The following is a 26,585-nucleotide window of genomic DNA, read 5'->3' as shown; positions in this document are numbered from 1 at the left end:
AGTGGATACTCAAAGCCTGCAAGCATTTCTGGCCGTTGCCGAAACCCAGAGCTTTTCCCGCGCGGCAGAACAACTGTATTTAACGCAGCCAGCAGTAAGCAAACGCATCGCCACTCTGGAAGACCAACTTGGTACCCGGTTGTTTGACCGCATCGGGCGGCGCATTGCGCTGACCGAAGCGGGCAATGTATTACTTCCCAAAGCACAGCACATACTGTTTACCGTGGAAGACAGCCGCCGAGCACTCGCCAATCTTTCCGGCCAAGTAGGCGGTAAGCTAATGCTAGCCACCAGTCACCACATCGGCCTACACCGACTGCCCCCGCTTTTAAAGCAATACACTCACCGCCACCCGGAAGTGGCGTTAGACCTGCACTTTCTGGACTCAGAGCTAGCCTACCAAGGCGTGGTCGACGGCACGCTGGAGATGGCAATAGTCACTCTCGCCCCCCACCCCGTTGAACAGCTTCACGTGGTAGAGCTATGGCGCGACCGGCTGTGTTTTGTCTGCGCCACCGACCACCCGTTGGCGCAGCGTACCCGCCACACCAGCAGCCCGCTCAGCTTGACTGAATTATGTGAATTCAATTGCGTGCTGCCAGGTGCAAAAACCTTTACCCGCACCTTGATTGGCCAACGTTTTGCCGAAGTGGGCCTACAGCTTCCCGTCAGCATGGCAACAAACTATTTAGAAACGCTGAAAATGATGTGTAGCGTGGGCCTGGGCTGGAGCCTGCTACCTGAAAACATGATCGATAGCGAACTCATAGAGCTCAATGTAGACACCGCCCCCATCCAGCGCCCGTTGGGCTATCTCGTCCACACCAGTCGTACGCTTTCCAATGCCGCTAAAAAAATGATTGAAGAACTGGAAAGCACCCGCCACGCCACTCTCAACTAGCCGCACGCACCAGTGTTGCGGGAAAGCGATACTCGTGCCTACCAATCACCCGCGAAGCGATGCCTGAACAATTACAAAGCGCTATCCGTCTCCACAACCTCTCGGATCACACTGCCCAATTCAGCTATTGCGCTATTTCGTTCTTCAAAGGATGCGTCAGTTTCGGTGATATAAAACGCCACGATGGTAGGCTCGCGCTCAGGCGGCCATATAACAGCGGTTATCGATCTTGAACCAAAACCACCGGCTCCCGTTCGATCTCCAATTACCCACTCATCAGGCATTTGTGACCTAAACAAGCCATCAGCCACTTCATTATTAACCAACCATTCACGCAGCTGGTTTTTCGACTGGGGCGATAACGCGTTTCCCACTACCAGCTTCTCAAGGTTACTTACCATTGCATTGGGCGTGGTGGTATCACGCTCATCATGTGGAGCAGCCTCGTTTAGCTCTGTCTCCCAACGGTCCAAACGCGTGACACTATCCCCCAAGTCTCTCACAAACGCCGTCACGGCCTGTGGTCCACCAATCGCCTGTAAGATCAGGTTAGCCGCGGTGTTATCGCTGGTTGTCATCGTCGCTTCGCAGAGTTCAAACAGCGATATTTCCCGGTTATCCGCATACGCTTCGGTAACGGGTGAATAGGTGACAATGTCAGAAGCAGATACTTTCACTTGTCTTTCGAGTTGCTCACTTCCTTCATCCACACGCTGCAGCAGCGATGCACACGCTAAGGTTTTAAAAGTGCTGGACATCGCGAACAGCTGGTCTGCGTTGTATTCCCAGCGCTGCCCAGTTTCCAGGTCATAGGCTGCAAAACCAACGCGTGCATCCAACTGTCTCTCTATACGATCAACCTCTGTAAGCAAATTATCATCCTGAGCCATCAACACAGAAGGAACCGCTATTAAGCAAATCGATATAACCCAGCGCGAAACTCGTTGTTTGCAATCCACTTTCATCATCCTTTTAAAATCATAAAATCTATAACGAGAGGTAAATTGATCACTTCGCCTATCTATATGGCCTATAGAGAGCTCTCTAAGGCCTCCAGGATAAAACCCGCTTTGGCAGCCGTATATGCTTCTCTATCTGACTTAAATTCTGCCGCCCATAACCGCTTATTCTTCTCATACCGTTGGGCTAGCTCAGCATTGGCACGCAGTATGTTTCGAAATGCCAAGCGCTGATCCCACTCACGGCTACCGTAGACCATGAGGTGTAAGTGATGCGTCCTACGCCCTTCGGCCCACCGCATCAACCAACGCCGACCAACTAGCGAAGCGTTGAACGCCATTGATGTTGCATAGCCTGCGCGGCACAACGGTTCCATTAATTTGTCGGCACGTGACATCGAGTCCATTCCAGCCAAGATATCGATAACTGGCTTGGCAGAAAGCCCCGGTACGGCTGTACTCCCAACGTGTTCGATCGCCAAAAAATCATCTGGAAACAAATCAAAGAGACGCTCTCGCTCCTCCTCGAACATTCGTTGCCAGTTAGCATCAGATGGGAAGATTACCACTTCCTCATTAATCGCCCTGTTAAGGGACTCTGCTTCATCCATCGTCGCTATCCCTTGCTCTATCAACCTGATCAAAAATCACCATGGCCATGCACTCCCGTCCGGTCACTGTGGCGATGTTATTACCACGCCTAAACTGAACATTCATAGCGACAGACCTCGGTTATTTTCTGTGCGTCATGAAGCCTAAGCGACAACGCTTTTGCCAAATCACCCGCCCAACTCACCGACACCAAAGGATGCCCAGAGGAAGAGTTGACCAGCACAATATCAATACTAGGCAGTGCCGGCATTTCATGGGCAGCATCGACTTCGACCAAATCACTCGGCAAGGAAGCCGTCGCCGCCGCAGTGATGGCCTTGCCCTGCCGAACCAACCCCATCAAAGCTCCTGCGTTGGCACTGAGCGCCTTAATGCGGTAAGAGCGGCGTGTTTTGTTTAGGCCATCCAAAGCCGAGCTGTGAAATTTGCAGTCGGCTTCATACAGAGCTAAAGGCAACGTTTCGTGCTGCTGCCAGTCAAATTCCGGGTGCTGTATCCAAATTCCCTTATCAAGCATCAGCACATGACCTTCATCACTGTTGGCCGCTCGCGTCAGGATAGCCAAGTCCAGCGCTCCCTCATCCAGCTGCTTTCTCAACGTGATGGTAGGCGCGCATATCAGCTGTAGCTGAACACTAGGGTGTTGATCATGAAGGGTATCTACCAACAAAGGTAGCAGGCTCTGGGCGTAGTCATCTGGGCTGCCAATACGCAACGTCGGTAAAGCGGCGCTCGATCTCAGTTGAACTAGCGCCTCATCATGCATTGCCAGCAATCGGCGAGCGTAGCTGACAAGACGTTTGCCCTCGTTGGTGAGTTCTAGATTGCGGCCTTCTTTAAAGAACAAGCTGCAGCCGGCCTGCTCTTCCAGCCGCTTCATTTGCATGCTGAGCGCGGCCTGAGTTCGGTGCACCTGACGCGCGGCACGGGTAAGGCTGCCGGTATCAACAACGGCTATATAGGTGCGTAGGAGATCCATATCCATGTAACGAGGCCTCTATCCATCAGCCCCACTGATGGCTGATATTAGTACTATTCGTTTGTCGAACTTCGCGGAAAACGAAACACTGTCCTCCGTGGCTTGGGTGTGAATTCCAGACCGGCCACCCTTGCGTTAAACTCACTGGAGAAGACGATGATCTTGCACGACTACCTACCCTCCGGCAACGGCTACAAAGTGCGCATATTACTGAATTTGCTGGATAGACCCTATGACTATCGTCATTACGATATCGTGCATGGAGAAACGCGAACCCCAGCATTCCTGCAGAAGAACCCCACCGGCAAGATTCCGGTACTGGAGCTCGACGACGGCCGCTTTCTCAGCGAGTCGAACGCCATTCTCTACTATCTAGCCCAAGGGAGTGATTATTGGCCGGAAGATCACTGGGATCAGGCCCAGGCCCTGCGTTGGATGAACTTTGAACAGTACAGTCACGAGCCCAACATCGCCACACCGCGCTTCTGGCTGACTCACCTTGGCCTGAACGATGAACGCCAAGCACAGCTCGCGGGTAAACAAGCACTGGGGCGCGAAGCGCTAGCGGTAATGGACGATCACTTGGCACGACAGGACTGGTTCGCCGCAGGTCGCTACACCATCGCGGATATTGCCCTCTTCGCTTATACCCATGTAGCGGAAGATGGCGGGTTCGCATTGGTGGATTATCCCAACGTTTGCCGGTGGCTGGATCGGGTAGCGTCTCACCCGAACCACATTTCGATCATAGCGGAGTAGGAACCGTTCCCATGCTGACAATTGCTAAGCTTAAAATTGCACCAGCTCAACTTCATATAGCTTTCTCTTGGCTGGCACAGCCACGTTGTTAAAAACCGGGTTGTTGGTAATAGGACGAACATTTGACAAACACCAAGCCAAATAACCAGGTTCCCAGCCATTTGAACAAGCAGCCTTCACTTCTGAAGGCTGCCATTCATGTATCTCTTCAACATCCACAATTGCAACAGCCCTGCCATCAGGGTCAACGGGGTTATCAGCAGATAAGAAGTGAGAATTTTCTACAATCAAAAGATCACGGATAGGTAAAGATTCTGGGCGCCATGAGCGAACCTCCAGCGTCTTTTTTCCCGAAGCTATATTAGAGCCATGCGGGCTTACTATTGAAAGTGCGAGCATAGGCCTTCCTTCTTTAGTAAAAATCACAAACTCGAATTAAAATCGACAATAAAAAGAAAAAAACATACACAACATCAAGTTCAATTTTATTAAAAAACTGCGAATGCAGATAATAAAACCGCAACACAGCTATACCCTACTCCTATCACTGCAGGCAGTGTAGACATTGCAAACCCTGGCGCTCTCCATAACACATTACGCCTGTAACCTATCCAAAACATGACGCGACCAGCAACAAAAACTCCAGAATAGATGGGCAGCAAGCTCAATAATTGATAAGGAATTAAAACAGATAGCGCCAGTATATTAATAGCGAATATCATCAGCTGTTCATGAGTATTAGATAGAACTCTTAGGTCAACCTTCATCCCCTCTGTATTTGCTTCACACTTAGTGGGATCCGCTGACGGGTTTCCGTAACGTTGAGAGCCGATTCTAACAATCATCAAAAAAAACAGTGCAACAGGAAAAACAAGGCACATTATTGCGAGCTTTAGTCGCTCTACTACGACAACCTCCTCAGCAACTTGAGGCAAAAAACTATAGAAAGAGACAAACACCACTATTGTTCCAACAAATCCTAGCAGCATCCCCATTTTAACTGTTCTATCATCGCTTTTTTGAGTCATATTCTAATTCCTTTTAGGCCATAATGAGGCTTTAAGCATATGCTTTCAAAACGCTGCTAAAACGGTATCACAAGCATCTAGATCGGCAATATGAAGGTTATGTGAACGTCCGCTCTACAACCTCGACATTGAATCCCTCAGACTCTTCAGGTGACTCAAAGAAACCCGTTACCATCCTGAAAACTTCCTCGGTATCGAAGCTCGCCCGCTCAGGCTGCTCCCTTTAGCGCTGTTTCAGCTGTTTTAGACAAACCTCGTCTTCTGCCATCACATAGTACAGTTCGTGAGATATCCCTCGTTGCGAGTAGATATCCTTGAACCATGCCCTTTGCTTCCTGGTATTGCCGGGGAAATCTAGAACCACAGTGGTGCCTGCCAAGAGTATTTGCTCAACGTGTTTCCTAAGCAATGGCTTAAGGCGTGACGAGTAACTGATGTAGTCGTTGAAATCGTTGATTTCGCCTGGGAAAAGAATAGCTAACCAGTCGTCCTCTGAAAGAAGCACGGCGCCGCGCTCACGCGCAATGCTGACAGACAGCGTGCTTTTTCCAGCGCCCATCTTTCCACAGAAGAATATCAACGTTCCGTAAGAACTCATTATCTGCTCCTTTAATTACGCCTACTGCGTTTCTAATCCCTGCATCCATAACAGGCTTAATTGCTCAGCAGAAATGCCTAAAGTCGCTGACTGAGACTCAAATTGTGTTCCAAAAACTCTCTCGGCTACCTGTCTTCCAACGGCTTGAGCTGAGGACGTCTTAACTATTCGCTGTTGATAAAAACTTGTCAGAACACTTTCCAACTCACCTTGCTCTCCCAAAAGCCTGACAAAATGCCACGCATCTTCCAGCGCCTGACATGCTCCCTGCCCAGATGTTGGTAAAGACGCATGGGCCGCATCTCCAATAATGACAACATTGTCTTGATGCCAATAAGGCAGGGGATCAAGATCATGAACAAAAATGCGATTGAGCGATGCTGCATCATAGAATTTCAGCACGTTACGTACCGGGTCAGGCCAGCACCGAAAACGCTGATGCAGCTCATCATACCAAGTAGATAAGGGCCGTTGTTTATCAATATCGGCATTCCATGCGCCAGCCCAGAAACATAGCCCATTATTCACAGGGACAATTCCAAACCGCTCACCCAAGCCACGAAAATCATGGATGGCGTTATCTAAAACCCCCTCATTCAACTGACTGATACCAATGATGTTAATGAACCCTTGGTAACGGGGGCTCACCTTCTCGGCATATAGCGTGTGACGCACCACCGAATTCATTCGCCCATCGGCTCCTACTACCACGTCAAACTCTTGCTTTAATCGGCCAATATCCTGCGTCGTCATTGGGCAGCCAAGGTGTATTTTCACCCCCAAATCATCCAACCTCTCGGCCAGCATGCTCATAAGATCACGGCGCAATATTGTTATACTGGGGAAACCACTCAGCAGATTCACTTCCTCAAGATCAAGCTCACCCTGCCAAACGCCAAATTGATCAAACTGACGCATTAAACGGGGAGTCCCCCCCAGACGTTTTAGCTCTTTTTCCACCCCCATCTGCTGCAGAACAAAAATTGCATTTGGCCATAAAGTCACGCCAGCACCAATGGACGAGACCTTACTGTTACGCTCATATACGCTCACTTGATAGCCTTGTTGTGTGGCGAGTATCGCCAGCGCAATTCCAGCAACCCCTGCACCAACAATGGCAATACGATTAGTGTTTTTCATCAACCCTACCTAAATAATTAAATTCGGTAGAGATTGTCACAAAGCCACTCACAGGGATAAACACGCTATTATTGCGTTATTAATCCCATTTTCTGAGAGAATCTATGATTGAGAAAATCGAACTTCAATGGCTACTGAGCTTTCAGGCGGTATATGAACAACTGAGCTTTAAGCGTGCAGCGGAGCAACGTCAATTACCAACATCCAATGTCAGTCGCCATGTCGCGTTATTGGAACAACAACTTAGTTTGCGACTATTGGAACGCACCACCCGTAAGATGATTCCAACCGCCGCAGGCAAGCAACTTTATCAGGCCATCACGCCGCTCACACGGGCGATGAATGACGCACTTGAAGAAGCCTCACTACACGGTGACGCCCTATCCGGCCACCTTAAGATCATCATGCCTGACCTCCCCTTTCTGGCCGAAATCACCGCAAACTTTTGCCTCCAGCATCCTCAAATACAACTAAGTTGTGACACCCAATTAAACCCTTCAGAAGGTTTGCTAGAAGGATTCGACCTGGTGTTACGCTTCGGTAGAGGGCCATTGGAGGATTCTGGCTGGGTCGCTAAAGAAATCCAACGCTGGCCGAGTTGCGTAGTTGCCGCGCCGCAACTGCTTAAACAACACCGATTGCCTGGCTCACTGGATGAACTGAGTAAGGCGCCCTGCATTACCAGCCTGTCTGTCCTGCAAGGCATGCCCTGGCGATTCAAGCATAATCAAACCATTCAGGTGCAATCCAGCTATAAGGTCAATAGTGGCTACATGGCTAGAGCTGCCGCACTGAAAGGACTTGGCTTTGCTATTTTACCCACTCATGCATGCCAAGCAGATATAGAAAATGGATCGCTTATCAAGATTGATCTTAACTGCCAGCCAGAGGATCTCGTGTTATATGCGTTTTACTCGGGAAAAAAATACCCGCTGGAAAAAGTGAGAGTATTTTTGGAACACCTGAGATTAGCAATTATGGATCTTGATTCAGATGGAAATAAAGTCTCGTGATGACCTCACCCATATCAGCTTCCACCTGCTACTCAACGTCAGCCTGAAGACATATGTATGGTAGTGACGCTATAGCCACACCCAAAAGCCAGCGACTGGGCTGCCATCATAAACGGCGCGTGGAACAAGCGTCCGGCGGCGAACTGATGGCTTTGCCAGCACTGATACTACTCCGCAACCTCTTTTAGCAGCGCGGGGAATGAGTAACTCGTAACCACAGTCCGCGAACTGCTGTGTCTGGTTAAGTTTCGGCCGTCCAGACTTCAAACTCATCACCATTGACGATAATGGCTTGTGTATTACTAATTGGGCAAAGGTCTATTTTTTCATCATAGCTAGTGATTATGCCTTCAACGACTTGCTTGAAAGGAGCGTTGGTATGGTGTGGCACTGGATAAAAGCCAACCATGCCTAATGATGAAAAAGAGCCTACATTAGGTGCCGCCGTGAAATCGTCCATATCTTTCACATACTCGATGTTACGCGACATAACAATAGAGCCGGCAGACTCTCCGATATACATTTTCCCTGAACTTATTTGTTCCTTTATGATTTTATCTGCACCAGTTCTTTTCAACTCTTGAAGTAAAAAGAAAGTATTTCCACCAGTGACATAGATATAGTCATTTTCTTGAAGCTTGCTGTTTATCTCTTCACTTGGAGCAGTTGAAATCTCAAGCTCATCAACAATTAGCCCACACTTCTCGAGTGCATCTCTGCCTGCGGCCACATAAAAATCGACCTCTTCGACTAGGCTTGCAGTAGGGATGAATGTAACCGTTTTTCCTACACATTTTGCGCTGGTAAATTTCACAAATAGGTCTGCAACATCTACGAAAGATGAAGCTAAAAACATTTTTTTCATTCGACTTCCTTACTGTCTAAATGCTGTCATTATAGTGGCTCAACAGGCTGTAGAAAATCCATTTTCGAGCCCTATCTGCCACCTTCCATGTTGGTTAGTTTTGGGGGAAAGGTCATTGATTAACGATCATCCTAAGAGAAGCTCAATAAGCCTTTGCTATCAGATACGATCCGGCTCCAACCATTAAACCACCAGCCGTCACTTTAACTGCTCGTTCTGCTCTATGGTTAGTGCCAAATGACGAAACGCCCCCCGCGAAATATGCATAGCCTAATTTGACACCACCAACGGCGACTATGGTTATCATCGCAATTGCTGCGATATCCAATGCCCTGATAGTGGCCAAATCAACAAAAGTAGGGAATAAACTCGCGTAGAAAAATATAGCCTTTACATCACCGAGGGTGAGAAGTAGACCAGAGAAAAAGCTTACTGATAATTTCGCTGCTGGCCGGCCGGAAAGCTCCACTTGCAATGGAGCTTTCGTTCTCATGAGGCATATACCAAACCAGATCAAATACGCGCCTGCCAAATATCTCAGTATCAAGAAAAAGCTACCCACAACGTCTGCCAGCGCAGTCATTCCTAAAACAGCTAGCAATACCAAGATAAGATCACCGGCTACAATTCCCGCCGCAACGGCACAGCCGTTCGAGAACCCGGCAGAAGAAGCGCGAGCAACGACCAAAGCGACACTAGTGCTGGGAACTAGCGCTAAAGCTGCCATCACTATAAACAGAGCTAATATTTCAACTAAACTCATGGCAATTCCAGGTTTAACGCTTGGCTTTGCGAGTTGCCAGAGCGCAACGTAGGTGCATCTGCCAACAGCCGCTGGTTATGTGATGATAGCTCAATCTGGCAGCCCCTCGAACTTTGGCACCTCCCCTAACTCCCCATCCCAAGCAGCTTTGCTAGATAAAAAGATGTGTGCAGTTGGCAACATAGTGATTTCAGTGTCCAAACACCCAGCAGGAACGACGAGCAAACCCGCGATCTGAGTATTGGGTAATGCTGAACCACACAACTTACAAAAACTCTTATTATGACGAGAGCCTGGAAGCTCAAAGGAAGTCACTGCATCGGCACCTGACTGCCAGATCAATTTAGCTGAATTTGAGAATAGATTTGCCGCATGAGCCGAGCCTGTATCTTTTTGACAGTGCTGACAATGACACAGATAAAAGCTGTCAAACTCGCCTTTTACCTCAAATCTCACGGTGCCACACAGGCAAGAACCAAAATAATCAGTCATAAGAACTCCTTTCACGGCCTCACATAACGCCGTATTAATGTGTCACCAGCGCTTGCCATACTTGAGCGAAGCGAACCCGACAAGCATTTGAAATCACTCCTAAACGCCTTGTTTTGCGATTTTACGTGCTTTAATTGAGTACAACAGTAGAACCTGTAATCTGTTTCGGCCTCTTCCGGTGTGTCGATAAGGCATTGATCATCCCATGGGTCATTCACATGAACCCATTTATTCCGGTATTTTCGAAGTATTTTCAGGTCAGAGCGAAGATCGTCTGCAATGGGGTGACGCCGGCCTGAGACAATGGCAACGTTCCTAAATGCGCCATCATTTTTGAGCCAATACCTTTGCCAAACGAATTACTCGACACAGCTAAATCGTGGAGGAACAAAATTGATCCTTTTCGCGGGTGCCTCATTCGCTCGTTCCTCGCGAAATTCGTTACCGCGCGCTACAAGTTGCTTTGATTGGTTATAACGGCACGGCTAGTGGTGGCGGCATTATCATCGCGCTACGAAAATTCGACTTTTCTTTCGGTAAACGCCCTCTTAGCTTCTCTTCCGCTAGCCAATTGTTGAAAAGCCGATTAGCCTGCTAACTCAACCAGCAAGGGATTGAGATGCAAGAGACAACGATGCGGCAGCGGGTGGCGGGTGTTTTGATTCTGCTTGGGCTGTTTGCTCAAATTATTGGCTTTATCGGCGTGGTGCCGACGGCGCAGGCAGTGAGCTATGTGCTGTGGGCAGCGGTGGCGCTGCTGTGGCGGGACATTCCGCGCCGTTCGCGCATTCAGGCGGGGGTATTGATTACCCTTGGAGTGCTGATGCTAGTGGTGGCACGGGTGATTTATGGTGCCAATGTAAATTGGCCTGCCATGCTTCAAGGCAATGTGTTTGTGGCCACGATGCTGGTGGGCGTTAGCTTTATTTCGTTGATTGGCACCCAGGGTAATAAGCGCCCACCGGGCAAACGGGTGACCGGTGCAGATGGCGTGCTGCGCACGTGGCTGGGAGTGCACTTTCTTGGCACTATTCTGAATCTTTCGACGATTTTTATGGTGGGCGACCGCTTAGCTAGGCGCTCTCCGTTAACCATGCCCCAGCTGTTGGCCTTAAATCGTGGGCTTTCAAGTGCGGCATTGTGGTCACCCTTCTTTGCCTCTATGGCGGTGGTGATTGCCTTGGCGCCTGAAGTTCAGTACGGCCAGATTGCGCTGATAGGGTTTCCGTTGGCGGTGCTATCGGGGCTATTAACCACCTTAGAGTTGAGGCGTCGGTTTGATTTAACCGAGGTCGACGGCTTTTCACTTTCGCCACGTAGCTTGTTGATGCCGGCGAGCATGGCAGCACTGGTGATGCTGTTTCATTTTTGGCTGACGCCGTCGCTCACCATTGTCAGTATTATTACCTTTTTACTGCCAGTGGTAGCGGTACTGAGCAACTTACGGGAAGGCACACGCTTTACCCTGCGGCGCATTCGCCAACACACCACCACACGACTACCCGCCATGCGCGGGGAAATTTCGCTGTTTTTAGCGGCGGGCTTATTAACGCTGGGGCTTTCTACCCTGGTAGCGGCCGCAGCAGGTGACGAATGGACGCTATTTGCTACCTTTGGCATGTGGCAGGCCATGGTAAGCTTTGCGGCGATTACACTGAGTGCGCTGGCGGGATTACACCCGATCATTGGCGTTTCCGTGCTGGCATCTATTTTGAATTTAGCCAGCGGTGAGCAAACGCTGTTTGCCTTTGTTGCGCTGAGCGCTTGGGCGGTGGGTACCAGCGTTGGGCCGTTATCTGGCATAAACCTTTCGCTGCAGGGGCGCTACGGAATCAGCGGCTACCGCATGATGAAAAACAATTTACTGTATGCCGCCATGATGAGCCTGCTCTCGCTGGGCGCGATCGCAGGCCTGAGCATCTGGGTCAATTAAGTGATGAGTGCGCTAGCCTCTTAGGTTTCGACGATTTTACTGGGAAAGCGGTAGAAATAGCGGTGGCCACACTGGTGGCATGGTTCCAGGCGCGAGACGCTTTCTAGCATCACCTGGGCATCGCAGTGTACGCACGCCATCAGGCCCGGCGCAGCAACTTCACCTTCGCAGTAGTCGGCGCGGGCGGCTTCCAGGTCATCTTCGAAGCGTTCGCGCTCCACCACGCTGCGGTCGGCGATTGAAAGCAGCGATTCCGCCACACGCCGTGAAAGGCTGTCGATATCAATGCCCAACCAGCTAGCAACCTGCTTACCGGTATCTGCCATGTAGTAGCGCATATCTTTCAGGTCACGCTCTACCCAGGCACGCAGCAGTGCTAGCTCGTCTTTGGTGTACTCTTCCAGCTCCGCTTCAAAAGCAACGGCGTCGTCCAAATCCTTTTGTAGATTATCCCAGGTAAGATCGTTGGCCCCGTCCTGCATGCGTTCTAGCAGGCGCTCGTAGCCTTCGCGCAAACGGTGATCGTTATGTTGTTCCATGGTACCTCTCCTTTTGTCGACCCAAGGTGCGGCCTATCATCGGCTAACCGTTCAAGGATACACCTGCATAGGATACAATCGACGTTACTTATCTGACAGCCGTCATCCATTATTCACTTTGCGCCCTTTTTGGGCGAATTACCCCAAGGCATTGAAAACACCGATGGACGCACATTACAGCCCCCGTGAGATTGAACGTGACGCTCAGCAGTACTGGGATAAACACCAGTGCTTCAAAGCAGTAGAAGACGCTAACCGCGAAAAGTTCTACTGCCTATCCATGTTCCCCTACCCCAGCGGCAAGCTGCATATGGGCCACGTGCGTAACTACACTATCGGCGACGTTGTGTCCCGTTTCCAGCGCATGCAGGGTAAAAATGTCATGCAGCCCATGGGCTGGGATGCGTTCGGTATGCCTGCGGAAAATGCCGCGATTCAAAACCAGGTACCGCCCGCGAAGTGGACCTATCAAAACATTGATTACATGCGTAACCAGTTGAAGGCACTTGGCTTTGCCTACGACTGGAGCCGCGAATTCGCTACCTGCGATACCAGCTATTACCGCTGGGAGCAGTGGTTCTTTACCAAGCTGGTCGAAAAAGGCTTGGTCTATAAGAAAATGTCCACGGTGAACTGGGACCCGGTTGACCAAACGGTACTGGCTAACGAGCAAGTGATTGACGGCTGCGGCTGGCGTTCTGGTGCACCGGTAGAGCGTAAAGAAATCCCGCTGTGGTTCTTGAAAATTACCGACTACGCCGACGAGCTGTTGGCAGATCTTGATAATGTCGAGTGGCCCGAACAGGTCAAAACCATGCAACGCAACTGGATTGGTAAATCCCGCGGCGTTGAGATGACCTTTGATATTCAGGCGGAAGACGGCAGCGCCTGCGAGCCGTTGGCGGTGTATACCACCCGCCCGGATACGCTGCTGGGTGTCACCTACGTGGCCGTCGCCGCTGGTCACCCCCTGGCCAAGCAGGCTGCCGCACAAAACAGCGAACTGGCGGCATTTTGTGACGAGTGCGCCAAAGGTGGCACGTCGGAAGCCGAAATGGCTACCAAAGAAAAGCTGGGCATGCTCACCGGGCACAAAGCGATTCACCCGCTCACCGGCGATGAAGTGCCGGTGTTTGTGGCCAACTTCGTATTAATGGAGTTTGGCACCGGTGCGGTTATGGCGGTACCTGCCCACGATCAGCGCGACTGGGAATTTGCGACCAAGTACGGCGTAGAACTCAAGCCTGTGGTGGCCGATGCCAACGGCAACCAGCCGGATATTTCCGAAGGTGCTTATGTTGAGCACGGCACGCTGATTAACTCAGGCGAATTTGATGGCCTGGAATTCCAGGCGGCGTTTGATGCGATTGCCGCGAAGCTTACTGAGCTTGGCCGCGGTGAAGTAAAAACCAATTACCGTCTGCGTGACTGGGGTATTGCACGCCAGCGTTATTGGGGTGCGCCAATCCCTGTGAAATACGGCCCGGAAGGCCAAACCGTGCCGCTCTCTGATGATGAGCTGCCGGTAGCACTGCCCATGGAAGTCACCGTGGATGCTTCTGGTTCACCGCTGAAGAAGATGCCCGAGTTTTCTGAACTGGGCGATGGCTGGGTGCGCGAAACCGATACCTTCGATACCTTTATGGAATCGTCCTGGTACTTCGCCCGCTTCTGCTGCGCGGATAACCACGAAGCAATGTTGGACGAGCGCGCCAATTACTGGCTGCCCGTTGACCTGTATATCGGCGGTATCGAACACGCGATTCTGCATCTGCTCTACGCCCGTTTCTTCCATAAACTGCTGCGCGATTTCGGCATGTTGGATTCCGATGAGCCGTTCCAGCAACTGCTCACCCAGGGCATGGTCATCGCGGAAACCTTCTACCGCTTTAAAGATAATGGTGGTAAGGAGTGGTTCAATCCCGCTGATGTAGAAGTCAAACGCGATGAGAAAGGTCGTCCGTTAAGCGCTGTTCTAATCAGCGACGGCCTGCCGGTGGAAATGGGCGGCATCGAGAAGATGTCTAAATCGAAAAACAACGGTGTTGATCCTCAGTCGATGATCGACAAGTTTGGTGCCGATACTGTCCGTCTGTTTATGATGTTTGCCGCACCGCCCGAGCAGTCACTGGAGTGGTCGGATTCAGGCGTTGAAGGTGCGCACCGCTTCTTGAAACGGATTTGGCGTCAGGTGACCGAGCACCTTGCTGCTGGTACACCGGGCGAACTGACCCTTGATGCGTTAAACGACGACCAAAAAGCGCTGCGTCGTAAGACCCACGAGACTATCAAGAAAGCCAGCGATGACATTGGCCGCCGCACCACCTTTAATACCGCCATTGCCGCGGTAATGGAACTCTCTAACGCAGTGGCCAAGTTCGACGACACGTCCGAGCTCGGCCTAGCGGTCAGTCGCGAAGCGCTTGAGGCATGTGTGCTGCTGCTGGCACCCATTACACCGCACCTATGCCACACGCTGTGGCAACAATTAGGCTATGACCAGCCCGCCATTGAAGCTCAGTGGCCGAAGGTGGATGAAGCCGCACTCACCCGCGACAGTATCGAACTAGTCGTGCAAGTGAACGGAAAGCTGCGCGCGCGCCTAGAAGCCCCGGCCAGCGCAGATAAAGCCGCCATCGAGCAACTGGCGATGGAGAACGAAAACGTCCAGCGCCATCTGGAAGGTAAAACGGTTCGTAAAGTCATCGTTGTACCCGGCAAGCTGGTTAACATTGTGGTGAGTGGATGAAACCATCCCAACACGTTACACGCCGTCGTTTCCTCGCTACCAGCATCGCCGCCTCAGCGGCGGTGCTGCTCAGCGGCTGCGGGTTTCGCTTGCGCGGTTTAGATTCAATGCCGCGCTTGCCGGCCCTGTCACTAGAGGGCGACGACAAAAGTGCCTTGGCCCAACAGCTACGCATCCGGTTACTGCAGCAAAGCAGCGAGGTTTCTGATGGCGCCCCCTGGCGGGTCACGCTGGGCTCACCGACGCTTCGCCAACGCCGTATTGGCAGCGAAGGGCGTGCCAGCCAAGAACATGAGCTAACGCTAAGCACGTCTCTCTCCGTACAGCAGCGAGAGGACAATGCTTATGTGCTTAATAATGCAACGGTAACGACCAATACACGCATTCGGGTCAGCGATGATGATCTGCTCAATCGCGAAACCCTCTTTCAAGAAGCTGAACAAACGCTAACGCGACAACTGGCTGAGCGCATTATCGAAAGACTGGCGAACCTTGAGGCCATTCAGTGAAGGTATTTTCGGATCAGCTTCCCGCGGCCTTAGCAAAAAAATTGCCTAAGGTGGTGATTGTTGCCGGTGATGAGCCACTGCAACATCGTGATGCCTGCGATGCCGTGCGCTCAGCCGCGCGGCAAGCGGGTGTCGAAGAGCGGGAAGTGCTAGATGTAGAACCTAATTTTGCCTGGGGCCGGCTACTGGAAACCGCCAGCAACCTCTCTTTATTCGCCTCTAATAAGCTTCTGGAACTGCGGCTGGGGACGCACAAACTCGGCCAAGATGGCAGTAAAGCACTGGCACAGTATGCTGAATTGATGGATGGCAGTGACGACTTGTTGCTGATCAGCATGGGCAAGTTAGACGCCAAGCAACAAAAAAGCGCTTGGTTTAAAGCACTCGATAAACACGGTTTATTTGTACCTGTATGGCCCGTTGATGCTTCGCGCTTAGGCTACTGGCTGAGGGATCGCGCATCGCTGCATGGTTTGCAAATTGACCTAGAAGCGGCTCGCTTATTGGGTGAGCGCACCGAAGGCAATCTGTTGGCCGCTGATCAAGAGCTGCAAAAACTCGCGCTGATTCATCCACCTAACACTCGCCTTAATGTTGAAAGCATTGCCCAAGGCGTGGAAGACAGCACTCGCTTTGATGTGTTTAACCTTGCGGATGCCTGTTTAAAAGGAGAGCCAAGCCGGACCTCGCGTATCGTTAATGGGCTGCGCAGTGAAGGGGTTGAAGCTCCCATCGTGCTTTGGGCACTCAGTCGCGAGCTACGCACCCTGCTTTCGCTACACCAGCATTTGGATCAGGGACAAAGCTTTGAGCACGCGTGTAAAACTCAGAAACCAATGATTTTTGATAAACGCCGCCCCGCTTACCAAAAAGCGATCAGTCGCCTATCAATGAAACGTTTACACAAACTCCTGCTGATGGCCCAACGGTTAGATCTTGCTGTGAAAGGGGCTTCTGCGGTGCCCTTATGGCCAGGGCTTCATGACCTAGCCATGACCATGGCGGGTGGTAAGGGGCTTTTAGCTGAATCCCCTTGGACCTACCGCATTAGTGCAAATAATTAGCACTTTTCGTTTTCGCCTTAAATCCAGTACGGTTTATTTCTATACTATTGATTCAGGTTACAAATTAGCTTGCTCCCCGATACGTCTAAGGATGAAGACAATGAAAAAAGTGCGCGCTTACCTCTCAAGCTTACTGATCGCTGCGTTAGTCATTACCAGTCTACCTGTTGCCGCTGCGCCCACAGCCCCGCAGAGTATGGACGCAGCCTCTACAGACATAGTCTCTACAAACTTGGTCTCTACCCAATCTGTTTTAGCAGGCGACCGCGCAGGTGCTGACCGCGAGCGTATTAATGAAATTCTCGCCCGTGCAGATGTGCAAGAAGAGCTGCTCAAGCAAGGTGTTGATCTAGATGACGTTGAAGCCCGCGTTGCCGCACTAAGCGATGCAGAAGCGCAGCAAATGGCCGAACAACTCGAACAGCTGCCCGCCGGCGCCGGCGTGATTGGCGCCCTATTTGCGGTATTCGTTATCCTGCTGGTGACTGACATTCTCGGTCTCACCGATGTTTATCCGTTCACTCGCTAATTTGACTGCCATGATGAAACACCTTTTAAACGCCCGCTTTGCGGGCGTTTTACTGCTTGCCCTACTGCTGCCCACTCTGCTTAGCGGCTGCGCCCGCAGCCCGGTGCTACTAGAAAGCACTAAAGCTAGCCTAGCACCGCAAACTGAGCTTACCGAAGTACCGTTTTACGCCCAGACGGCGTATCAGTGTGGCCCAGCAACGCTGGCAATGGTGCTCAATCACCAGGGGGTAGATGCAGGGCTTGAGCAGTTAATCCCACAGGTATTTCTGCCTGGGCGAGAGGGTAGCGTCCAACCTGAAATGCTAGCCACTGTGCGCCGTTATAAGCAGTTAGCGATCCCCGTTCGTGGCACCATGGATGCATTGCTTGGCCACCTGGAAGCAGGTGACCCCGTGGTGGTGATGCAAAACCTCGCTTTGCCAGCTTTCCCGATGTGGCACTACGCGATGGCCATTGGTTTTGATTTACCTAATGAAACGCTGATTTTACGTAGTGGCGAAATCGAACGGCATACGATGTCGTTTAGCCGCTTTGATGCTACCTGGGCACGCAGTGAGCGCTGGGGATTTGTGGTTAGCGAACCAGGCAGCCTGCCCGAAGGCGTTACCGCCCGCAATGCACTGGAAGCCATTAGCGCATACGAGGAGCAGCATGGGCCTGTTGCAACACTTTCCAGCTGGCAAGCTTTTGTAGAACGCTTCCCAGCCAATCCGCTAGGTCAATTTGCACTCGGCAATGCGCTATACGCCGATCAACAACCTCAAGCAGCGCTGGAAGCCTTCGAATCAGCCACACAGCTTGACCCTGCCATGGGCGCTGCATGGCTCAATGTAGCCATACTCAGGCTTCAGAAGGAAAATAGGGAGGGTGCGCGCGAAGCACTCACTCAGGCTGCCACCTTAGACGGTGACTGGCAACCACGCGCGCAGCAACTGCTGGATGGTTTGTGAGGCGTGAGTATGGGGGCATAGCCCCCATGCTTAAAACATTTTAAAACACTCGGTTTAAGCCATTTTGCGCCGCCACCCGGTACGCTTCGGCCATGGTGGGGTAATTGAAGGTCGTATTGATGAAGTACTTCACGGTATTCGCATCCCCTTCCTGCTGCATAATGGCCTGGCCGATGTGCAAAATTTCCGACGCCTGGTCACCAAAGCAATGGATACCTAAAATCTCCAACGTATCTTGGTGGAACAAAATCTTCAGCATTCCCACCGTATCGCCGGTGATTTGCGCACGAGCAGTATCTTTAAAGAAGGCCTTACCCACTTCGTAGGGCACTTTGGCTTCGGTCAGTTCACGCTCGTTGGGGCCGAAAGAGCTGATTTCGGGAATAGTGTAGATCCCGGTGGGTACATCGCTAACGAAGCGATACTCTTTTTCCAGTAACTCGTTACAGGAGTTTAATCCCTGGTCGTAGGCAGCACTGGCGAGACTCGGCCAACCAATCACATCACCTGCAGCGTAAATATGCGCAATCGCGGTGCGGTAGTGCTCATCAACGCTAAGCTGGCCTCGGCCGTTTGCCTCTAAACCAATGTTCTCAAGTCCAAGGCTATCGGTATTACCGGTACGACCATTCGCCCAAAGAAATGCATCGGCGCGGATTTTCTTGCCTGACTTCAGATTTACGGTTACGCCGGCTTCATCACCTTCGACACTTTTATAGTCTTCGTTATGGCGGATCAGCACACCGTGTTTACGCAGATGGTAGGAAAGCGCATCACTGATCTCATCATCCAAAAATGACAGCAGACTATCGCGGTTGTTGATCAAATCAACCTTAACACCAAGACCCGAAAAGATAGAGGCGTACTCGCAACCGATCACACCTGCCCCAAAGATCACCAGTGTCCGCGGGGTATGGGAAAGGCTGAGAATCGTATCAGAGCAGTAAATACGTGGATGACGAAAGTTAATATCCGCCGGACGATAAGGCCGAGAGCCGGTAGAAATAACAATTTTCTTGGCTACCAGCTCTTCCACGCCTTCCTGCCGGTCTCGCACTACCACGGTATGCTCATCTTTAAAACGCGCCACACCATGAAACAGATCAATGCGGTTGCGCGCGTAAAACGTTGTGCGCATTTCGACCTGTTTATCGATGGTGCCACGCGAGCGCTCCATCACTTTAGGAAAAGAAAACCAGCGGGGTTCACCGATATCGCGGAACATGCGGTTGGTATTGAACGCCATGATCTGTTTGACCTGATGGCGCAGCGCTTTTGAAGGGATTGTGCCCCAGTGGGTGCAGTTACCCCCCACCTGGGCCTGCTTTTCAATAATCGCCACTCGCTTGCCATGCTTTGCGGCGTTAATAGCAGCGCTTTCCCCAGCGGGACCAGTACCTATCACCACAACATCGTAATTGTGAACGGCCATACGACTTGGATCTCCTTATTCCTGACTTAAAAGCGCTCTCAACAATGGCATTTACATAAACGCTCGCGGTGAGCGAGCGTCTGAGCAGCCAATTGCTAGATTAACGACGCGTTGCGTCATAACCTAGGTCAGCTCCACGGCTTTCATCGCTACGCCGACGTACACTTCCACGCTTGCGGTTTTCTTCTTCACAAACCTCATCTTTGCCGCCGCAGATGTCACAGCCTTCTTTTAGGCCTAACTGATTTAATCCACCACAGGAACCGGCAATAGGCTTGCGGCCCATTAATACGCCAACGGCCATTGCCGTCATTACCAGCGCCATAAAACCAAATACCAGTAGCCAGATTGTCATGTTCACCTCCCAGCATTGCATTAACTGCTCACCTGCCGACAACGGTCATGTCGTTAAGTGCCGTAGAATTTTAATGCCTATTGTACCTCAGCCACTTCAAAATGATCAGGCAACTCATCGTTTTTCAAACATTCACATACAAACGGGGCTGACCAAAAGGCCAGCCCCGCTCATGCCCGAAGGCAACTTACACAATCACGTTGTTAACCGCCGAAGTCATCCAGCAGGATGTTTTCCGGCTCCACGCCCATATCGAGCAATAGCTTGATAACAGACGCGTTCATCATGGGCGGCCCACACATGTAGTACTCACAATCTTCAGGAGCTGGGTGGTCCTTCAGATAGTTTTCGTACAATACATTGTGGATAAAGCCTGTCGGCCCTTCCCAATTATCTTCTGGCTGCGGGTCAGAAAGCGCCAGGTGCCACTCAAAGTTCGGGAACTCTTCGGCTAGCTGATCATACTCTTCGTTGTAGAAGGTTTCACGCCAGGAGCGCGCACCGTACCAGAAAGTAATTTTACGATCTGACTTCAAGCGTTTGAGCTGATCGAAAATATGGCTACGCATTGGCGCCATACCCGCACCACCACCGACAAAGATCATTTCCGCATCTGTGTCTTTGGCAAAGAACTCACCAAACGGCCCCATAACGGTAACCTTGTCGCCAGGCTTCAAACTGAAGACATAGGTCGACATAAGGCCCGGCGGGTGGCTTGTACCCGGAGGCGGCGTCGCGATACGAATGTTGAACTTGAGGAGGCCCTTTTCATCCGGGTAGTTAGCCATGGAGTAAGCGCGAATAACTTCCTCGTTATTCTTATGGGAAATTTTGAACATATCAAATTTTTCCCAATCGCCACGATACTCTTCTTCGATGTCAAAATCGGAGAACTTAATATCGTAAGGCGGCGCTACCAGTTGCACATAACCACCGGCGCGGAAGGCAACTTCCTCACCTTCGGGCAGCTTCAGGTTCAACTCTTTAATGAAGGTCGCGACGTTAGGATTCGCGGTAACTTCACACTCCCACTTCTTAACGCCGAAGACTTCTTCAGGCACTTCTACTTTCATGTCCTGCTTCACAGGAACCTGACAAGACAGACGCCAGCCTTCTTTCTTTTCACGCATAGTGAAGTGAGACTCTTCCGTCGGCAAAATAGAGCCGCCGCCCTCTTCTACTCGGCACTTACACTGAGCGCAAGAACCGCCGCCACCACAGGCAGAGGAAAGAAAGATTCCGTTTGCAGCTAGGGTGTTAAGAAGCTTACCACCAGCCTGAGTCTGCAGGGTGTGCTCGGGGTCGCCGTTGACTTCAATCGTCACGTCCCCGCTACTCACTAGCTTGCTGCGCGCTGCCAGAATGATCGCCGTTAAGCTAATAACGATGATCGTGAACATGACAACACCGAGCAAGATGACAGATGTATCAACCATGTCGGTTTCCTATTGCTGAAGGTTTTCTATACCTCGGCAGCCTGAGCTGCCGAGAAAACCGGCTCCGATTAAAGCTGAATGCCAGAGAAGGACATAAAGCCCAGTGACATCAAGCCAACGGTGATAAACGTAATGCCGAGGCCCTGCAGACCGCCCGGCACGTCGCTGTACTTCAGCTTTTCACGAATACCGGCCAAGGCCGCAATCGCTAGCGCCCAACCGGTACCCGCGCCGAAGCCATAAACCACGGCTTCGCCAAAGTTGTAGTTACGCTCCACCATGAACAGTACGCCACCGAGGATGGCGCAGTTAACGGTAATCAGCGGCAGGAAGACACCCAGTGCGTTGTAGAGCGACGGCACGTACTTATCAAGGAACATTTCCATGATCTGTACCAGCGCCGCGATGACACCGATGTACGAGAGCAGACCCAGGAATGACAGGTCGATGTTTTCAGCACCGCTAATGCCGGTCCAAGTCAGCGCGCCTTCTTGCAGCAGGTACGTGAATACCAGGTTATTGACCGGTACCGTGATCGTCAGTACGACGATAACGGCGATGCCGAGGCCAATGGCAGAAGACACCTTCTTGGATACCGCTAGGAACGTACACATGCCCAGGAAGAAAGCAAGTGCCATGTTCTCGACGAATACCGAAGCAACGAAAAGGCTCAGATAGTGTTCCATGTTACACGGCCTCCTTCGGCTTGGTGTTGTGCTTCATCTTGAACTCGTTCTCTTCTACCTGCTCGGGGTTGACGGAGCGCAGTACCCAGATCAACAGACCGATGATGAAGAAGGCAGAAGGCGGCAGTAGCAGCAAACCGTTCGGCACGTACCAGCCACCGTTCTGGATGGTCGGCAGGACAGTGAAGCCGAAGATGCTACCCGCACCCAGCAGCTCACGAACGAAGCCAACGACCATCAGAACAAAACCGTAACCCAAACCGTTACCGATACCGTCCAGGAACGACATGCCCGGTGTGTTGGACATCGCGAAACCTTCCGCGCGACCCATTACGATGCAGTTAGTGATGATCAGACCGACGAACACCGATAGCTGCTTAGACATTTCGTAAGCATAGGCTTTGAGGATCTGGTCGACCACGATAACCAGCGAGGCAATGATTGTCATCTGAACGATGATACGGATCGAGGACGGAATGTGGTTCCGAATCAGCGATACGAACAAGTTCGAGAAAGATGTTACGAAGATAACCGCCAGCGCCATGACCAGCGACACGCTCATGCTGGTGGTGACCGCCAGAGCAGAACAGATCCCCAGAATCTGAAGCGCAATGGGATTGTTCTTGAAAATCGGCGCCGTCAAAACGCCTTTTGCATTTACATCCGCCATGATCAGGCCCCCTCAACGTCGTCGAAGTCGGTATCGGTGTCTTCGGCGTCTGATGGCTCGGTTCCGCTGCGGAATTTAGCCAGGTAAGGCGCAAAGCCCTCTTCACTCAGCCAGAACTGCAGCATGTTGGTCACGCCGTTACTGGTCAGCGTGGCCCCGGAGAGCGCATCGACTTCATGCTCGTTACTCGCACCGCCTTTGGTCAGGTGGATTTCAGGAGAGAGGTCGCCCTCTTCGCTGTAAATCTCTTTACCTTCCCATTGGGCTTGCCAGCGCGGGTTGTTCACTTCGGCACCCAGGCCCGGTGTTTCCGCGTGGTCGTAGTACGTGATACTGACGATGGTGTTACCGTCACCTTCAACGGAGAGGAAGCCCATCATACGACCCCAGAGGCCCTGACCACGAATGGGCAGAACGATCTGATCGGGGTTTTCAGCATCGCCGACCAGATACACGGTCGCGAAGTTTTCCACCTGCGTCAGGCCCGCGATGTCACGGTCGCCAGACAGCGTGCGGCCGGTAGCCGGGTCACGCGCAGCTTCGAAACCATCGAAGGTATCTGGGTCGAACTGATCGGTATACTCACCAGAATCAAGCTCTACCACACGCGCGGTGATTTGGGTGCGGAACACTTCCTCAACATCCATGCCGGGCTCATAAAGACGTGCCACGTTGAGGATGTTGGTTTTACGATCCAATTCCTGATTGAGCTGCTGCATAGGGCGCAGCGCAACGGCCGCCGTCGAAACGATGACCGAGCACACGATGCACAGCGAGAACGCTACGATCAGGACTTTCTTGATGGAGTTGTTACCTTGTGCCATTAGGCAGTCTCCTCGGCCGGTACGCCAGTACGCTTGAGACGGCGCTTCACATTGGCCTGGACGAAGAAGTGGTCAATCAGCGGCGCAAACAGGTTGGCGAACAGGATGGCCAGCATGATGCCTTCCGGGAACGCCGGGTTCACCACGCGGATCAGCACGGTCATGACACCGATCAGTGCACCGAACACCAGGCGACCTTGGTTGGTCATCGCAGCGGACACGGGGTCGGTCGCCATGAATACCATGCCGAAGGCAAAGCCACCGATGACGAGGTGCCAGTACCAGGGCATCGCGAACATCGGATTCGTATCAGAACCGATCAGGTTGAACAGCGTGCTGGTGATCACCATGCCCAGGAAAACGCCCAGCATGATGCGCCAGTTGGCAATCTTGGTCCACAGCAGGACCGCAGCACCGATCAGGATCGCCAGCGTCGAGACTTCACCCACGGAACCGGGAATGAAGCCCAGGAAGGCATCCCACCAGCTGTAGGTATCGGTCAATGCGGACATGCCATCTTGGAACGCCATGGAGAGCGCCGTCGCACCCGTATAGCCGTCGGCTGCTACCCATACCGCGTCACCGGAGATTTGCGCTGGATACGCGAAGTAGAGAAAGGCACGGCCAGTCAGCGCAGGGTTCAAGAAGTTCTTACCCGTGCCGCCGAAGATCTCTTTACCGATTACCACACCAAAGGTAATACCCAAGGCAACCTGCCAAAGCGGAATCGTGGCCGGCAGAATCAGCGCAAACAGCACGGAGGTCACGAAGAAGCCTTCGTTGACTTCGTGGCCGCGCTTGATGGCGAACAGTACTTCCCAGAAACCACCCACGGCGAAGGTCACCAAGTAGATCGGTAGGAAGTAAGTCGCGCCGAGAACGAAGTTCGCCCACAGGCTGCTCGGATCATGACCGCCCGCGAGGGTCATCATGATGGCTTCGCGCCAGCCGTTCATGGAGGCATAGCCCGCTTCGATAGCGGTGTTCGCCTGCCATCCTGCGTTCCACATACCGAAGAACATGGCCGGGAAGGTACACATCCACACAGTGATCATGATGCGTTTCAGATCGACGCCATCACGCACGTGCGCGGTAGTTTTTGCAACACTGGGGGGCGAGTAGAAAATGGTGTCTACCGCTTCGTACAGCGGATAGAACTTTTCGTACTTACCACCTTTATGGAAGTGCGGCTCGAGATTATCGAGTGTTTGTCGAATACCCATCATCAGGCCTCTTTCTCGATCATGGTGAGATTGTCACGCAGGATTGGGCCGTACTCGTATTTGCCGGGGCAAACGTAGGTACACAGCGCCAGATCCTCTTCGTCCAGCTCAAGACACCCAAGCTGCATGGCAACCTCAATGTCGCCCACAATCAGCGAACGCAGCAGTTGCGTTGGCATGACATCCAACGGCATGACGCGTTCGTAGTTACCCACCGGCACCATGGCACGTTCAGAGCCATTGGTTGAAGTGGTTGGTGCATAATTGCTCAGGCCTTTAATCTTAGAAATGTAAATGCCCATGACTGAGTGCCGATTAGCGCCCGTAGACATCCATCCCAAGAAGGTGCGCTTGTTACCTTCCTCAAGCAAGCTTACTTGGTTATGGAAACGTCCCAAGTAAGTCAGGCTCCCTTCAGCAGAGGCACCAGAGAACACAGAACCTGAAATAACACGGGTGTCATCGGGTTTGATGACCTCACCTGCTAAGAGTTCCTCCGTACTGGCACCAACACGGGTGCGCAATAAACGAGGATTTTCAGCACGCGGGCCGCCGACAGCAATGATACGGCTCGTATCAAGCTTGCCTTCTACAAACAGCTTGCCGAACGCAATCACATCCTGATAACCGATGTGCCACACTTTTTTATGCAGGGCTACCGGTGAAAGATAATGAATATGCGTTCCTACCAAACCTGCCGGATGCGGGCCAGCAAAGCTCTCAGTCTTTACGCCGCTGACATTACCACCAGGAATGGAAGCATTAGCTCCCGTACACAGAAAAACGTTGCCCTCGGTCAGGCGGGTTAGCACCTTGAGGCCGTCTTCAAATGCTTGGGAGTTTTCGTTGATCACTACCGCAGGGTCAGCGCTAAGTGGATGAGTATCCACAGCAGTAACAAAAATATCGGTAGGTGTGCTGTCGATAGCTGGCGTGCGAGAGAAAGGCCGGGTGCGCAAAGCAGTCCAAAGCCCTGACTCAACCAGTTGATCAACAACAGATTGACGTTCAAGCTGCCCTAAAGCGTCACGATCATGAGAAGCAAATGTCATCGCTTCTTCATTTTCATCGACTTTAATAACGACAGACAGCAGACGTCTCTTTTCGCCACGGTTAATAGCAACTACTTCACCGCTGGCGGGCGCTGTAAAGCGTACACCATCAATTTTCTTATCGGTGAAGAGTAATTGGCCCAGTTTGACCTTATCCCCTTCCTGAACTTCCATCGTCGGCTTCATGCCAACGTAGTCGGTGCCCAGGATTGCCACGTGGCGCACAGGCCGCGCATCTTCAATACGCTGCTCGGGCGCTCCCGTGATGGGGAGATCCAGGCCTTTTTTGACTTCGATCATAGTCTCGCCCAGTTGATGGATCGGATATACGAAGGTAAGGGGTTCGAATGCTTATTTCTGTTCAGTAAATTCTTATTGTCTGTTCAGATCGTTACCAGTCAGGCTCAAGCACGCTTGAACCACCCCGAAAAATCCATCGTATTATAAAGATAAGCGCGGCCAATGACCACATCCATGACAGCCTCCTAAAGTGCTATAGACGCTTGATCTGATCTCGCTTTCA

The 26,585-nt window shown here is 51.7% G+C and carries 28 protein-coding genes; 9 read left to right on the top strand and 19 right to left on the bottom strand.

The window, feature by feature from the left end; genetic code table 11:
• Position 1: 1 nt before the first annotated feature.
• The gene (locus K7H08_RS16110) at positions 2-901 is read left to right on the top strand and encodes a LysR family transcriptional regulator (RefSeq protein ID WP_089038159.1); all 900 of its coding nucleotides are present in this window, start codon (positions 2-4) and stop codon (positions 899-901) included.
• Positions 902-972: 71 nt separating this feature from the next.
• Here the strand turns inward: K7H08_RS16110 and bla are convergent, their stop codons facing one another.
• The 3 genes from bla to K7H08_RS16095 form a co-directional block, all read right to left on the bottom strand.
• On the bottom strand, positions 973-1,866 hold the full coding sequence (bla, locus tag K7H08_RS16105) for a class A beta-lactamase (RefSeq protein ID WP_415965750.1): 894 nt from the start codon (positions 1,864-1,866) through the stop codon (positions 973-975).
• Between the two features lie 65 nt (positions 1,867-1,931).
• A complete protein-coding gene (locus tag K7H08_RS16100; protein WP_198349821.1) occupies positions 1,932-2,471 on the bottom strand; it encodes a GrpB family protein in 540 nt (179 codons plus the stop codon).
• An 89-nt stretch (positions 2,472-2,560) separates the two neighbouring features.
• A complete protein-coding gene (locus tag K7H08_RS16095; RefSeq protein ID WP_231658523.1) occupies positions 2,561-3,457 on the bottom strand; it encodes a LysR substrate-binding domain-containing protein in 897 nt (298 codons plus the stop codon).
• A gap of 150 nt (positions 3,458-3,607) precedes the next feature.
• Between K7H08_RS16095 and K7H08_RS16090 the strand changes: the two genes are divergently transcribed.
• The gene (locus tag K7H08_RS16090) at positions 3,608-4,210 is read left to right on the top strand and encodes a glutathione S-transferase family protein (RefSeq protein ID WP_231658522.1); all 603 of its coding nucleotides are present in this window, start codon (positions 3,608-3,610) and stop codon (positions 4,208-4,210) included.
• Between the two features lie 30 nt (positions 4,211-4,240).
• On the opposite strand, the gene K7H08_RS16085 is transcribed toward K7H08_RS16090, so the two are convergent.
• From K7H08_RS16085 to K7H08_RS16070, 4 genes are all read right to left on the bottom strand, one after another.
• Complete coding sequence (locus tag K7H08_RS16085) at positions 4,241-4,609, bottom strand: ASCH domain-containing protein (protein ID WP_038483689.1); 369 nt, start codon at positions 4,607-4,609, stop codon at positions 4,241-4,243.
• Positions 4,610-4,698: 89 nt separating this feature from the next.
• Positions 4,699-5,238 carry an MAPEG family protein gene (locus K7H08_RS16080; protein ID WP_231658521.1) on the bottom strand — a complete coding sequence of 180 codons (540 nt, stop codon included), beginning with the start codon at positions 5,236-5,238 and terminating at the stop codon, positions 4,699-4,701.
• Between the two features lie 223 nt (positions 5,239-5,461).
• Complete coding sequence (locus tag K7H08_RS16075; RefSeq protein WP_231658520.1) at positions 5,462-5,836, bottom strand: AAA family ATPase; 375 nt, start codon at positions 5,834-5,836, stop codon at positions 5,462-5,464.
• A 21-nt stretch (positions 5,837-5,857) separates the two neighbouring features.
• Positions 5,858-6,976, bottom strand: a complete 1,119-nt coding sequence (locus tag K7H08_RS16070) for an FAD-dependent monooxygenase (protein ID WP_231658519.1) — start codon at positions 6,974-6,976, stop codon at positions 5,858-5,860.
• Between the two features lie 104 nt (positions 6,977-7,080).
• Here K7H08_RS16070 and K7H08_RS16065 point away from each other — a divergent pair, with 104 nt between their 5' ends.
• Positions 7,081-7,989 (top strand): LysR family transcriptional regulator, encoded by a 909-nt coding sequence (locus tag K7H08_RS16065; RefSeq protein ID WP_231658518.1) that lies wholly within the window; start codon positions 7,081-7,083, stop codon positions 7,987-7,989.
• A gap of 241 nt (positions 7,990-8,230) precedes the next feature.
• Here K7H08_RS16065 and K7H08_RS16060 read toward each other — a convergent pair whose 3' ends face one another.
• The 3 genes from K7H08_RS16060 to K7H08_RS16050 all read right to left on the bottom strand — a co-directional run bounded on the left by K7H08_RS16060 (position 8,231) and on the right by K7H08_RS16050 (position 10,109).
• The gene (locus K7H08_RS16060) at positions 8,231-8,854 is read right to left on the bottom strand and encodes a peptidase E (RefSeq protein WP_231658517.1); all 624 of its coding nucleotides are present in this window, start codon (positions 8,852-8,854) and stop codon (positions 8,231-8,233) included.
• Positions 8,855-8,996: 142 nt separating this feature from the next.
• Complete coding sequence (locus tag K7H08_RS16055) at positions 8,997-9,617, bottom strand: LysE family translocator (RefSeq protein WP_231658516.1); 621 nt, start codon at positions 9,615-9,617, stop codon at positions 8,997-8,999.
• A gap of 90 nt (positions 9,618-9,707) precedes the next feature.
• A complete protein-coding gene (locus K7H08_RS16050) occupies positions 9,708-10,109 on the bottom strand; it encodes a GFA family protein (RefSeq protein WP_231658515.1) in 402 nt (133 codons plus the stop codon).
• A 619-nt stretch (positions 10,110-10,728) separates the two neighbouring features.
• Here K7H08_RS16050 and K7H08_RS16045 point away from each other — a divergent pair.
• The gene (locus K7H08_RS16045; protein ID WP_231658514.1) at positions 10,729-12,042 is read left to right on the top strand and encodes a hypothetical protein; all 1,314 of its coding nucleotides are present in this window, start codon (positions 10,729-10,731) and stop codon (positions 12,040-12,042) included.
• Positions 12,043-12,062: 20 nt separating this feature from the next.
• Here K7H08_RS16045 and K7H08_RS16040 read toward each other — a convergent pair whose 3' ends face one another.
• Positions 12,063-12,581, bottom strand: a complete 519-nt coding sequence (locus tag K7H08_RS16040; RefSeq protein WP_009723500.1) for a zinc ribbon-containing protein — start codon at positions 12,579-12,581, stop codon at positions 12,063-12,065.
• A gap of 163 nt (positions 12,582-12,744) precedes the next feature.
• On the opposite strand from K7H08_RS16040, the gene leuS reads away from it, so the two are divergent.
• From leuS to K7H08_RS16015, 5 genes are all read left to right on the top strand, one after another.
• Positions 12,745-15,330 (top strand): leucine--tRNA ligase, encoded by a 2,586-nt coding sequence (gene leuS / locus K7H08_RS16035; RefSeq protein WP_095604168.1) that lies wholly within the window; start codon positions 12,745-12,747, stop codon positions 15,328-15,330.
• Entirely contained in the window at positions 15,327-15,839 is a 513-nt protein-coding gene (locus K7H08_RS16030) for an LPS-assembly lipoprotein LptE (RefSeq protein WP_038483653.1), read from the top strand. Before leuS ends, K7H08_RS16030 begins: the two co-directional genes overlap by 4 nt.
• A complete protein-coding gene (holA, locus tag K7H08_RS16025) occupies positions 15,836-16,903 on the top strand; it encodes a DNA polymerase III subunit delta (RefSeq protein WP_089038120.1) in 1,068 nt (355 codons plus the stop codon). Before K7H08_RS16030 ends, holA begins: the two co-directional genes overlap by 4 nt.
• 100 nt (positions 16,904-17,003) lie before the next feature.
• Positions 17,004-17,432, top strand: coding sequence for a PA2779 family protein (locus tag K7H08_RS16020; RefSeq protein WP_120387060.1), 429 nt, complete (start codon positions 17,004-17,006; stop codon positions 17,430-17,432).
• Positions 17,433-17,442: 10 nt separating this feature from the next.
• Entirely contained in the window at positions 17,443-18,384 is a 942-nt protein-coding gene (locus K7H08_RS16015) for a PA2778 family cysteine peptidase (protein WP_415963970.1), read from the top strand.
• Between the two features lie 40 nt (positions 18,385-18,424).
• Here the strand turns inward: K7H08_RS16015 and sthA are convergent, their stop codons facing one another.
• The 8 genes from sthA to K7H08_RS15975 all read right to left on the bottom strand — a co-directional run bounded on the left by sthA (position 18,425) and on the right by K7H08_RS15975 (position 26,362).
• Positions 18,425-19,816 carry a Si-specific NAD(P)(+) transhydrogenase gene (gene sthA / locus K7H08_RS16010; RefSeq protein ID WP_231658513.1) on the bottom strand — a complete coding sequence of 464 codons (1,392 nt, stop codon included), beginning with the start codon at positions 19,814-19,816 and terminating at the stop codon, positions 18,425-18,427.
• Between the two features lie 100 nt (positions 19,817-19,916).
• The gene (gene nqrM, locus K7H08_RS16005; protein ID WP_009723507.1) at positions 19,917-20,171 is read right to left on the bottom strand and encodes a (Na+)-NQR maturation NqrM; all 255 of its coding nucleotides are present in this window, start codon (positions 20,169-20,171) and stop codon (positions 19,917-19,919) included.
• 203 nt (positions 20,172-20,374) lie between these two features.
• A complete protein-coding gene (gene nqrF / locus K7H08_RS16000) occupies positions 20,375-21,607 on the bottom strand; it encodes an NADH:ubiquinone reductase (Na(+)-transporting) subunit F (RefSeq protein ID WP_038483644.1) in 1,233 nt (410 codons plus the stop codon).
• A gap of 68 nt (positions 21,608-21,675) precedes the next feature.
• Positions 21,676-22,293: an NADH:ubiquinone reductase (Na(+)-transporting) subunit E gene (gene nqrE, locus K7H08_RS15995; protein WP_120387061.1), complete on the bottom strand. Its 618-nt coding sequence runs from the start codon at positions 22,291-22,293 to the stop codon at positions 21,676-21,678.
• Between the two features lies 1 nt (position 22,294).
• Entirely contained in the window at positions 22,295-22,963 is a 669-nt protein-coding gene (locus K7H08_RS15990; RefSeq protein WP_120387062.1) for an NADH:ubiquinone reductase (Na(+)-transporting) subunit D, read from the bottom strand.
• Positions 22,964-22,965: 2 nt separating this feature from the next.
• Positions 22,966-23,787, bottom strand: coding sequence for a Na(+)-translocating NADH-quinone reductase subunit C (locus K7H08_RS15985; RefSeq protein WP_120387063.1), 822 nt, complete (start codon positions 23,785-23,787; stop codon positions 22,966-22,968).
• Positions 23,787-25,013, bottom strand: coding sequence for an NADH:ubiquinone reductase (Na(+)-transporting) subunit B (locus tag K7H08_RS15980; protein WP_120387064.1), 1,227 nt, complete (start codon positions 25,011-25,013; stop codon positions 23,787-23,789). The genes K7H08_RS15985 and K7H08_RS15980 overlap by 1 nt, the downstream gene beginning before the upstream one ends.
• Positions 25,013-26,362 carry a Na(+)-translocating NADH-quinone reductase subunit A gene (locus K7H08_RS15975; RefSeq protein WP_120387065.1) on the bottom strand — a complete coding sequence of 450 codons (1,350 nt, stop codon included), beginning with the start codon at positions 26,360-26,362 and terminating at the stop codon, positions 25,013-25,015. The genes K7H08_RS15980 and K7H08_RS15975 overlap by 1 nt, the downstream gene beginning before the upstream one ends.
• Positions 26,363-26,585: the final 223 nt, after the last annotated feature.

The sequence above is a fragment of the Halomonas sp. IOP_6 genome (assembly GCF_021151565.1).
Classification (GTDB): domain Bacteria; phylum Pseudomonadota; class Gammaproteobacteria; order Pseudomonadales; family Halomonadaceae; genus Vreelandella; species Vreelandella alkaliphila.
The sequence above is the reverse complement of the archived record's forward strand: the minus strand, read 5'-3'. Positions and strand labels throughout refer to the sequence as shown.

Bases quoted from the DNA above. Each gene is read 5' to 3' on its own strand.
- bla (WP_415965750.1), bottom strand. From the start codon at position 1,866: ATGAAAGTGGATTGCAAACAACGAGTTTCGCGCTGGGTTATATCGATT.
- K7H08_RS16100 (WP_198349821.1), bottom strand. From the start codon at position 2,471: ATGGATGAAGCAGAGTCCCTTAACAGGGCGATTAATGAGGAAGTGGTA.
- K7H08_RS16095 (WP_231658523.1), bottom strand. From the start codon at position 3,457: ATGGATATGGATCTCCTACGCACCTATATAGCCGTTGTTGATACCGGC.
- K7H08_RS16090 (WP_231658522.1), top strand. From the start codon at position 3,608: ATGATCTTGCACGACTACCTACCCTCCGGCAACGGCTACAAAGTGCGC.
- K7H08_RS16085 (WP_038483689.1), bottom strand. From the start codon at position 4,609: ATGCTCGCACTTTCAATAGTAAGCCCGCATGGCTCTAATATAGCTTCG.
- K7H08_RS16080 (WP_231658521.1), bottom strand. From the start codon at position 5,238: ATGACTCAAAAAAGCGATGATAGAACAGTTAAAATGGGGATGCTGCTA.
- K7H08_RS16075 (WP_231658520.1), bottom strand. From the start codon at position 5,836: ATGAGTTCTTACGGAACGTTGATATTCTTCTGTGGAAAGATGGGCGCT.
- K7H08_RS16070 (WP_231658519.1), bottom strand. From the start codon at position 6,976: ATGAAAAACACTAATCGTATTGCCATTGTTGGTGCAGGGGTTGCTGGA.
- K7H08_RS16065 (WP_231658518.1), top strand. From the start codon at position 7,081: ATGATTGAGAAAATCGAACTTCAATGGCTACTGAGCTTTCAGGCGGTA.
- K7H08_RS16060 (WP_231658517.1), bottom strand. From the start codon at position 8,854: ATGAAAAAAATGTTTTTAGCTTCATCTTTCGTAGATGTTGCAGACCTA.
- K7H08_RS16055 (WP_231658516.1), bottom strand. From the start codon at position 9,617: ATGAGTTTAGTTGAAATATTAGCTCTGTTTATAGTGATGGCAGCTTTA.
- K7H08_RS16050 (WP_231658515.1), bottom strand. From the start codon at position 10,109: ATGACTGATTATTTTGGTTCTTGCCTGTGTGGCACCGTGAGATTTGAG.
- K7H08_RS16045 (WP_231658514.1), top strand. From the start codon at position 10,729: ATGCAAGAGACAACGATGCGGCAGCGGGTGGCGGGTGTTTTGATTCTG.
- K7H08_RS16040 (WP_009723500.1), bottom strand. From the start codon at position 12,581: ATGGAACAACATAACGATCACCGTTTGCGCGAAGGCTACGAGCGCCTG.
- leuS (WP_095604168.1), top strand. From the start codon at position 12,745: ATGGACGCACATTACAGCCCCCGTGAGATTGAACGTGACGCTCAGCAG.
- K7H08_RS16030 (WP_038483653.1), top strand. From the start codon at position 15,327: ATGAAACCATCCCAACACGTTACACGCCGTCGTTTCCTCGCTACCAGC.
- K7H08_RS16020 (WP_120387060.1), top strand. From the start codon at position 17,004: ATGAAAAAAGTGCGCGCTTACCTCTCAAGCTTACTGATCGCTGCGTTA.
- K7H08_RS16015 (WP_415963970.1), top strand. From the start codon at position 17,443: ATGATGAAACACCTTTTAAACGCCCGCTTTGCGGGCGTTTTACTGCTT.
- sthA (WP_231658513.1), bottom strand. From the start codon at position 19,816: ATGGCCGTTCACAATTACGATGTTGTGGTGATAGGTACTGGTCCCGCT.
- nqrM (WP_009723507.1), bottom strand. From the start codon at position 20,171: ATGACAATCTGGCTACTGGTATTTGGTTTTATGGCGCTGGTAATGACG.
- nqrF (WP_038483644.1), bottom strand. From the start codon at position 21,607: ATGGTTGATACATCTGTCATCTTGCTCGGTGTTGTCATGTTCACGATC.
- nqrE (WP_120387061.1), bottom strand. From the start codon at position 22,293: ATGGAACACTATCTGAGCCTTTTCGTTGCTTCGGTATTCGTCGAGAAC.
- K7H08_RS15990 (WP_120387062.1), bottom strand. From the start codon at position 22,963: ATGGCGGATGTAAATGCAAAAGGCGTTTTGACGGCGCCGATTTTCAAG.
- K7H08_RS15985 (WP_120387063.1), bottom strand. From the start codon at position 23,787: ATGGCACAAGGTAACAACTCCATCAAGAAAGTCCTGATCGTAGCGTTC.
- K7H08_RS15980 (WP_120387064.1), bottom strand. From the start codon at position 25,013: ATGATGGGTATTCGACAAACACTCGATAATCTCGAGCCGCACTTCCAT.
- K7H08_RS15975 (WP_120387065.1), bottom strand. From the start codon at position 26,362: ATGATCGAAGTCAAAAAAGGCCTGGATCTCCCCATCACGGGAGCGCCC.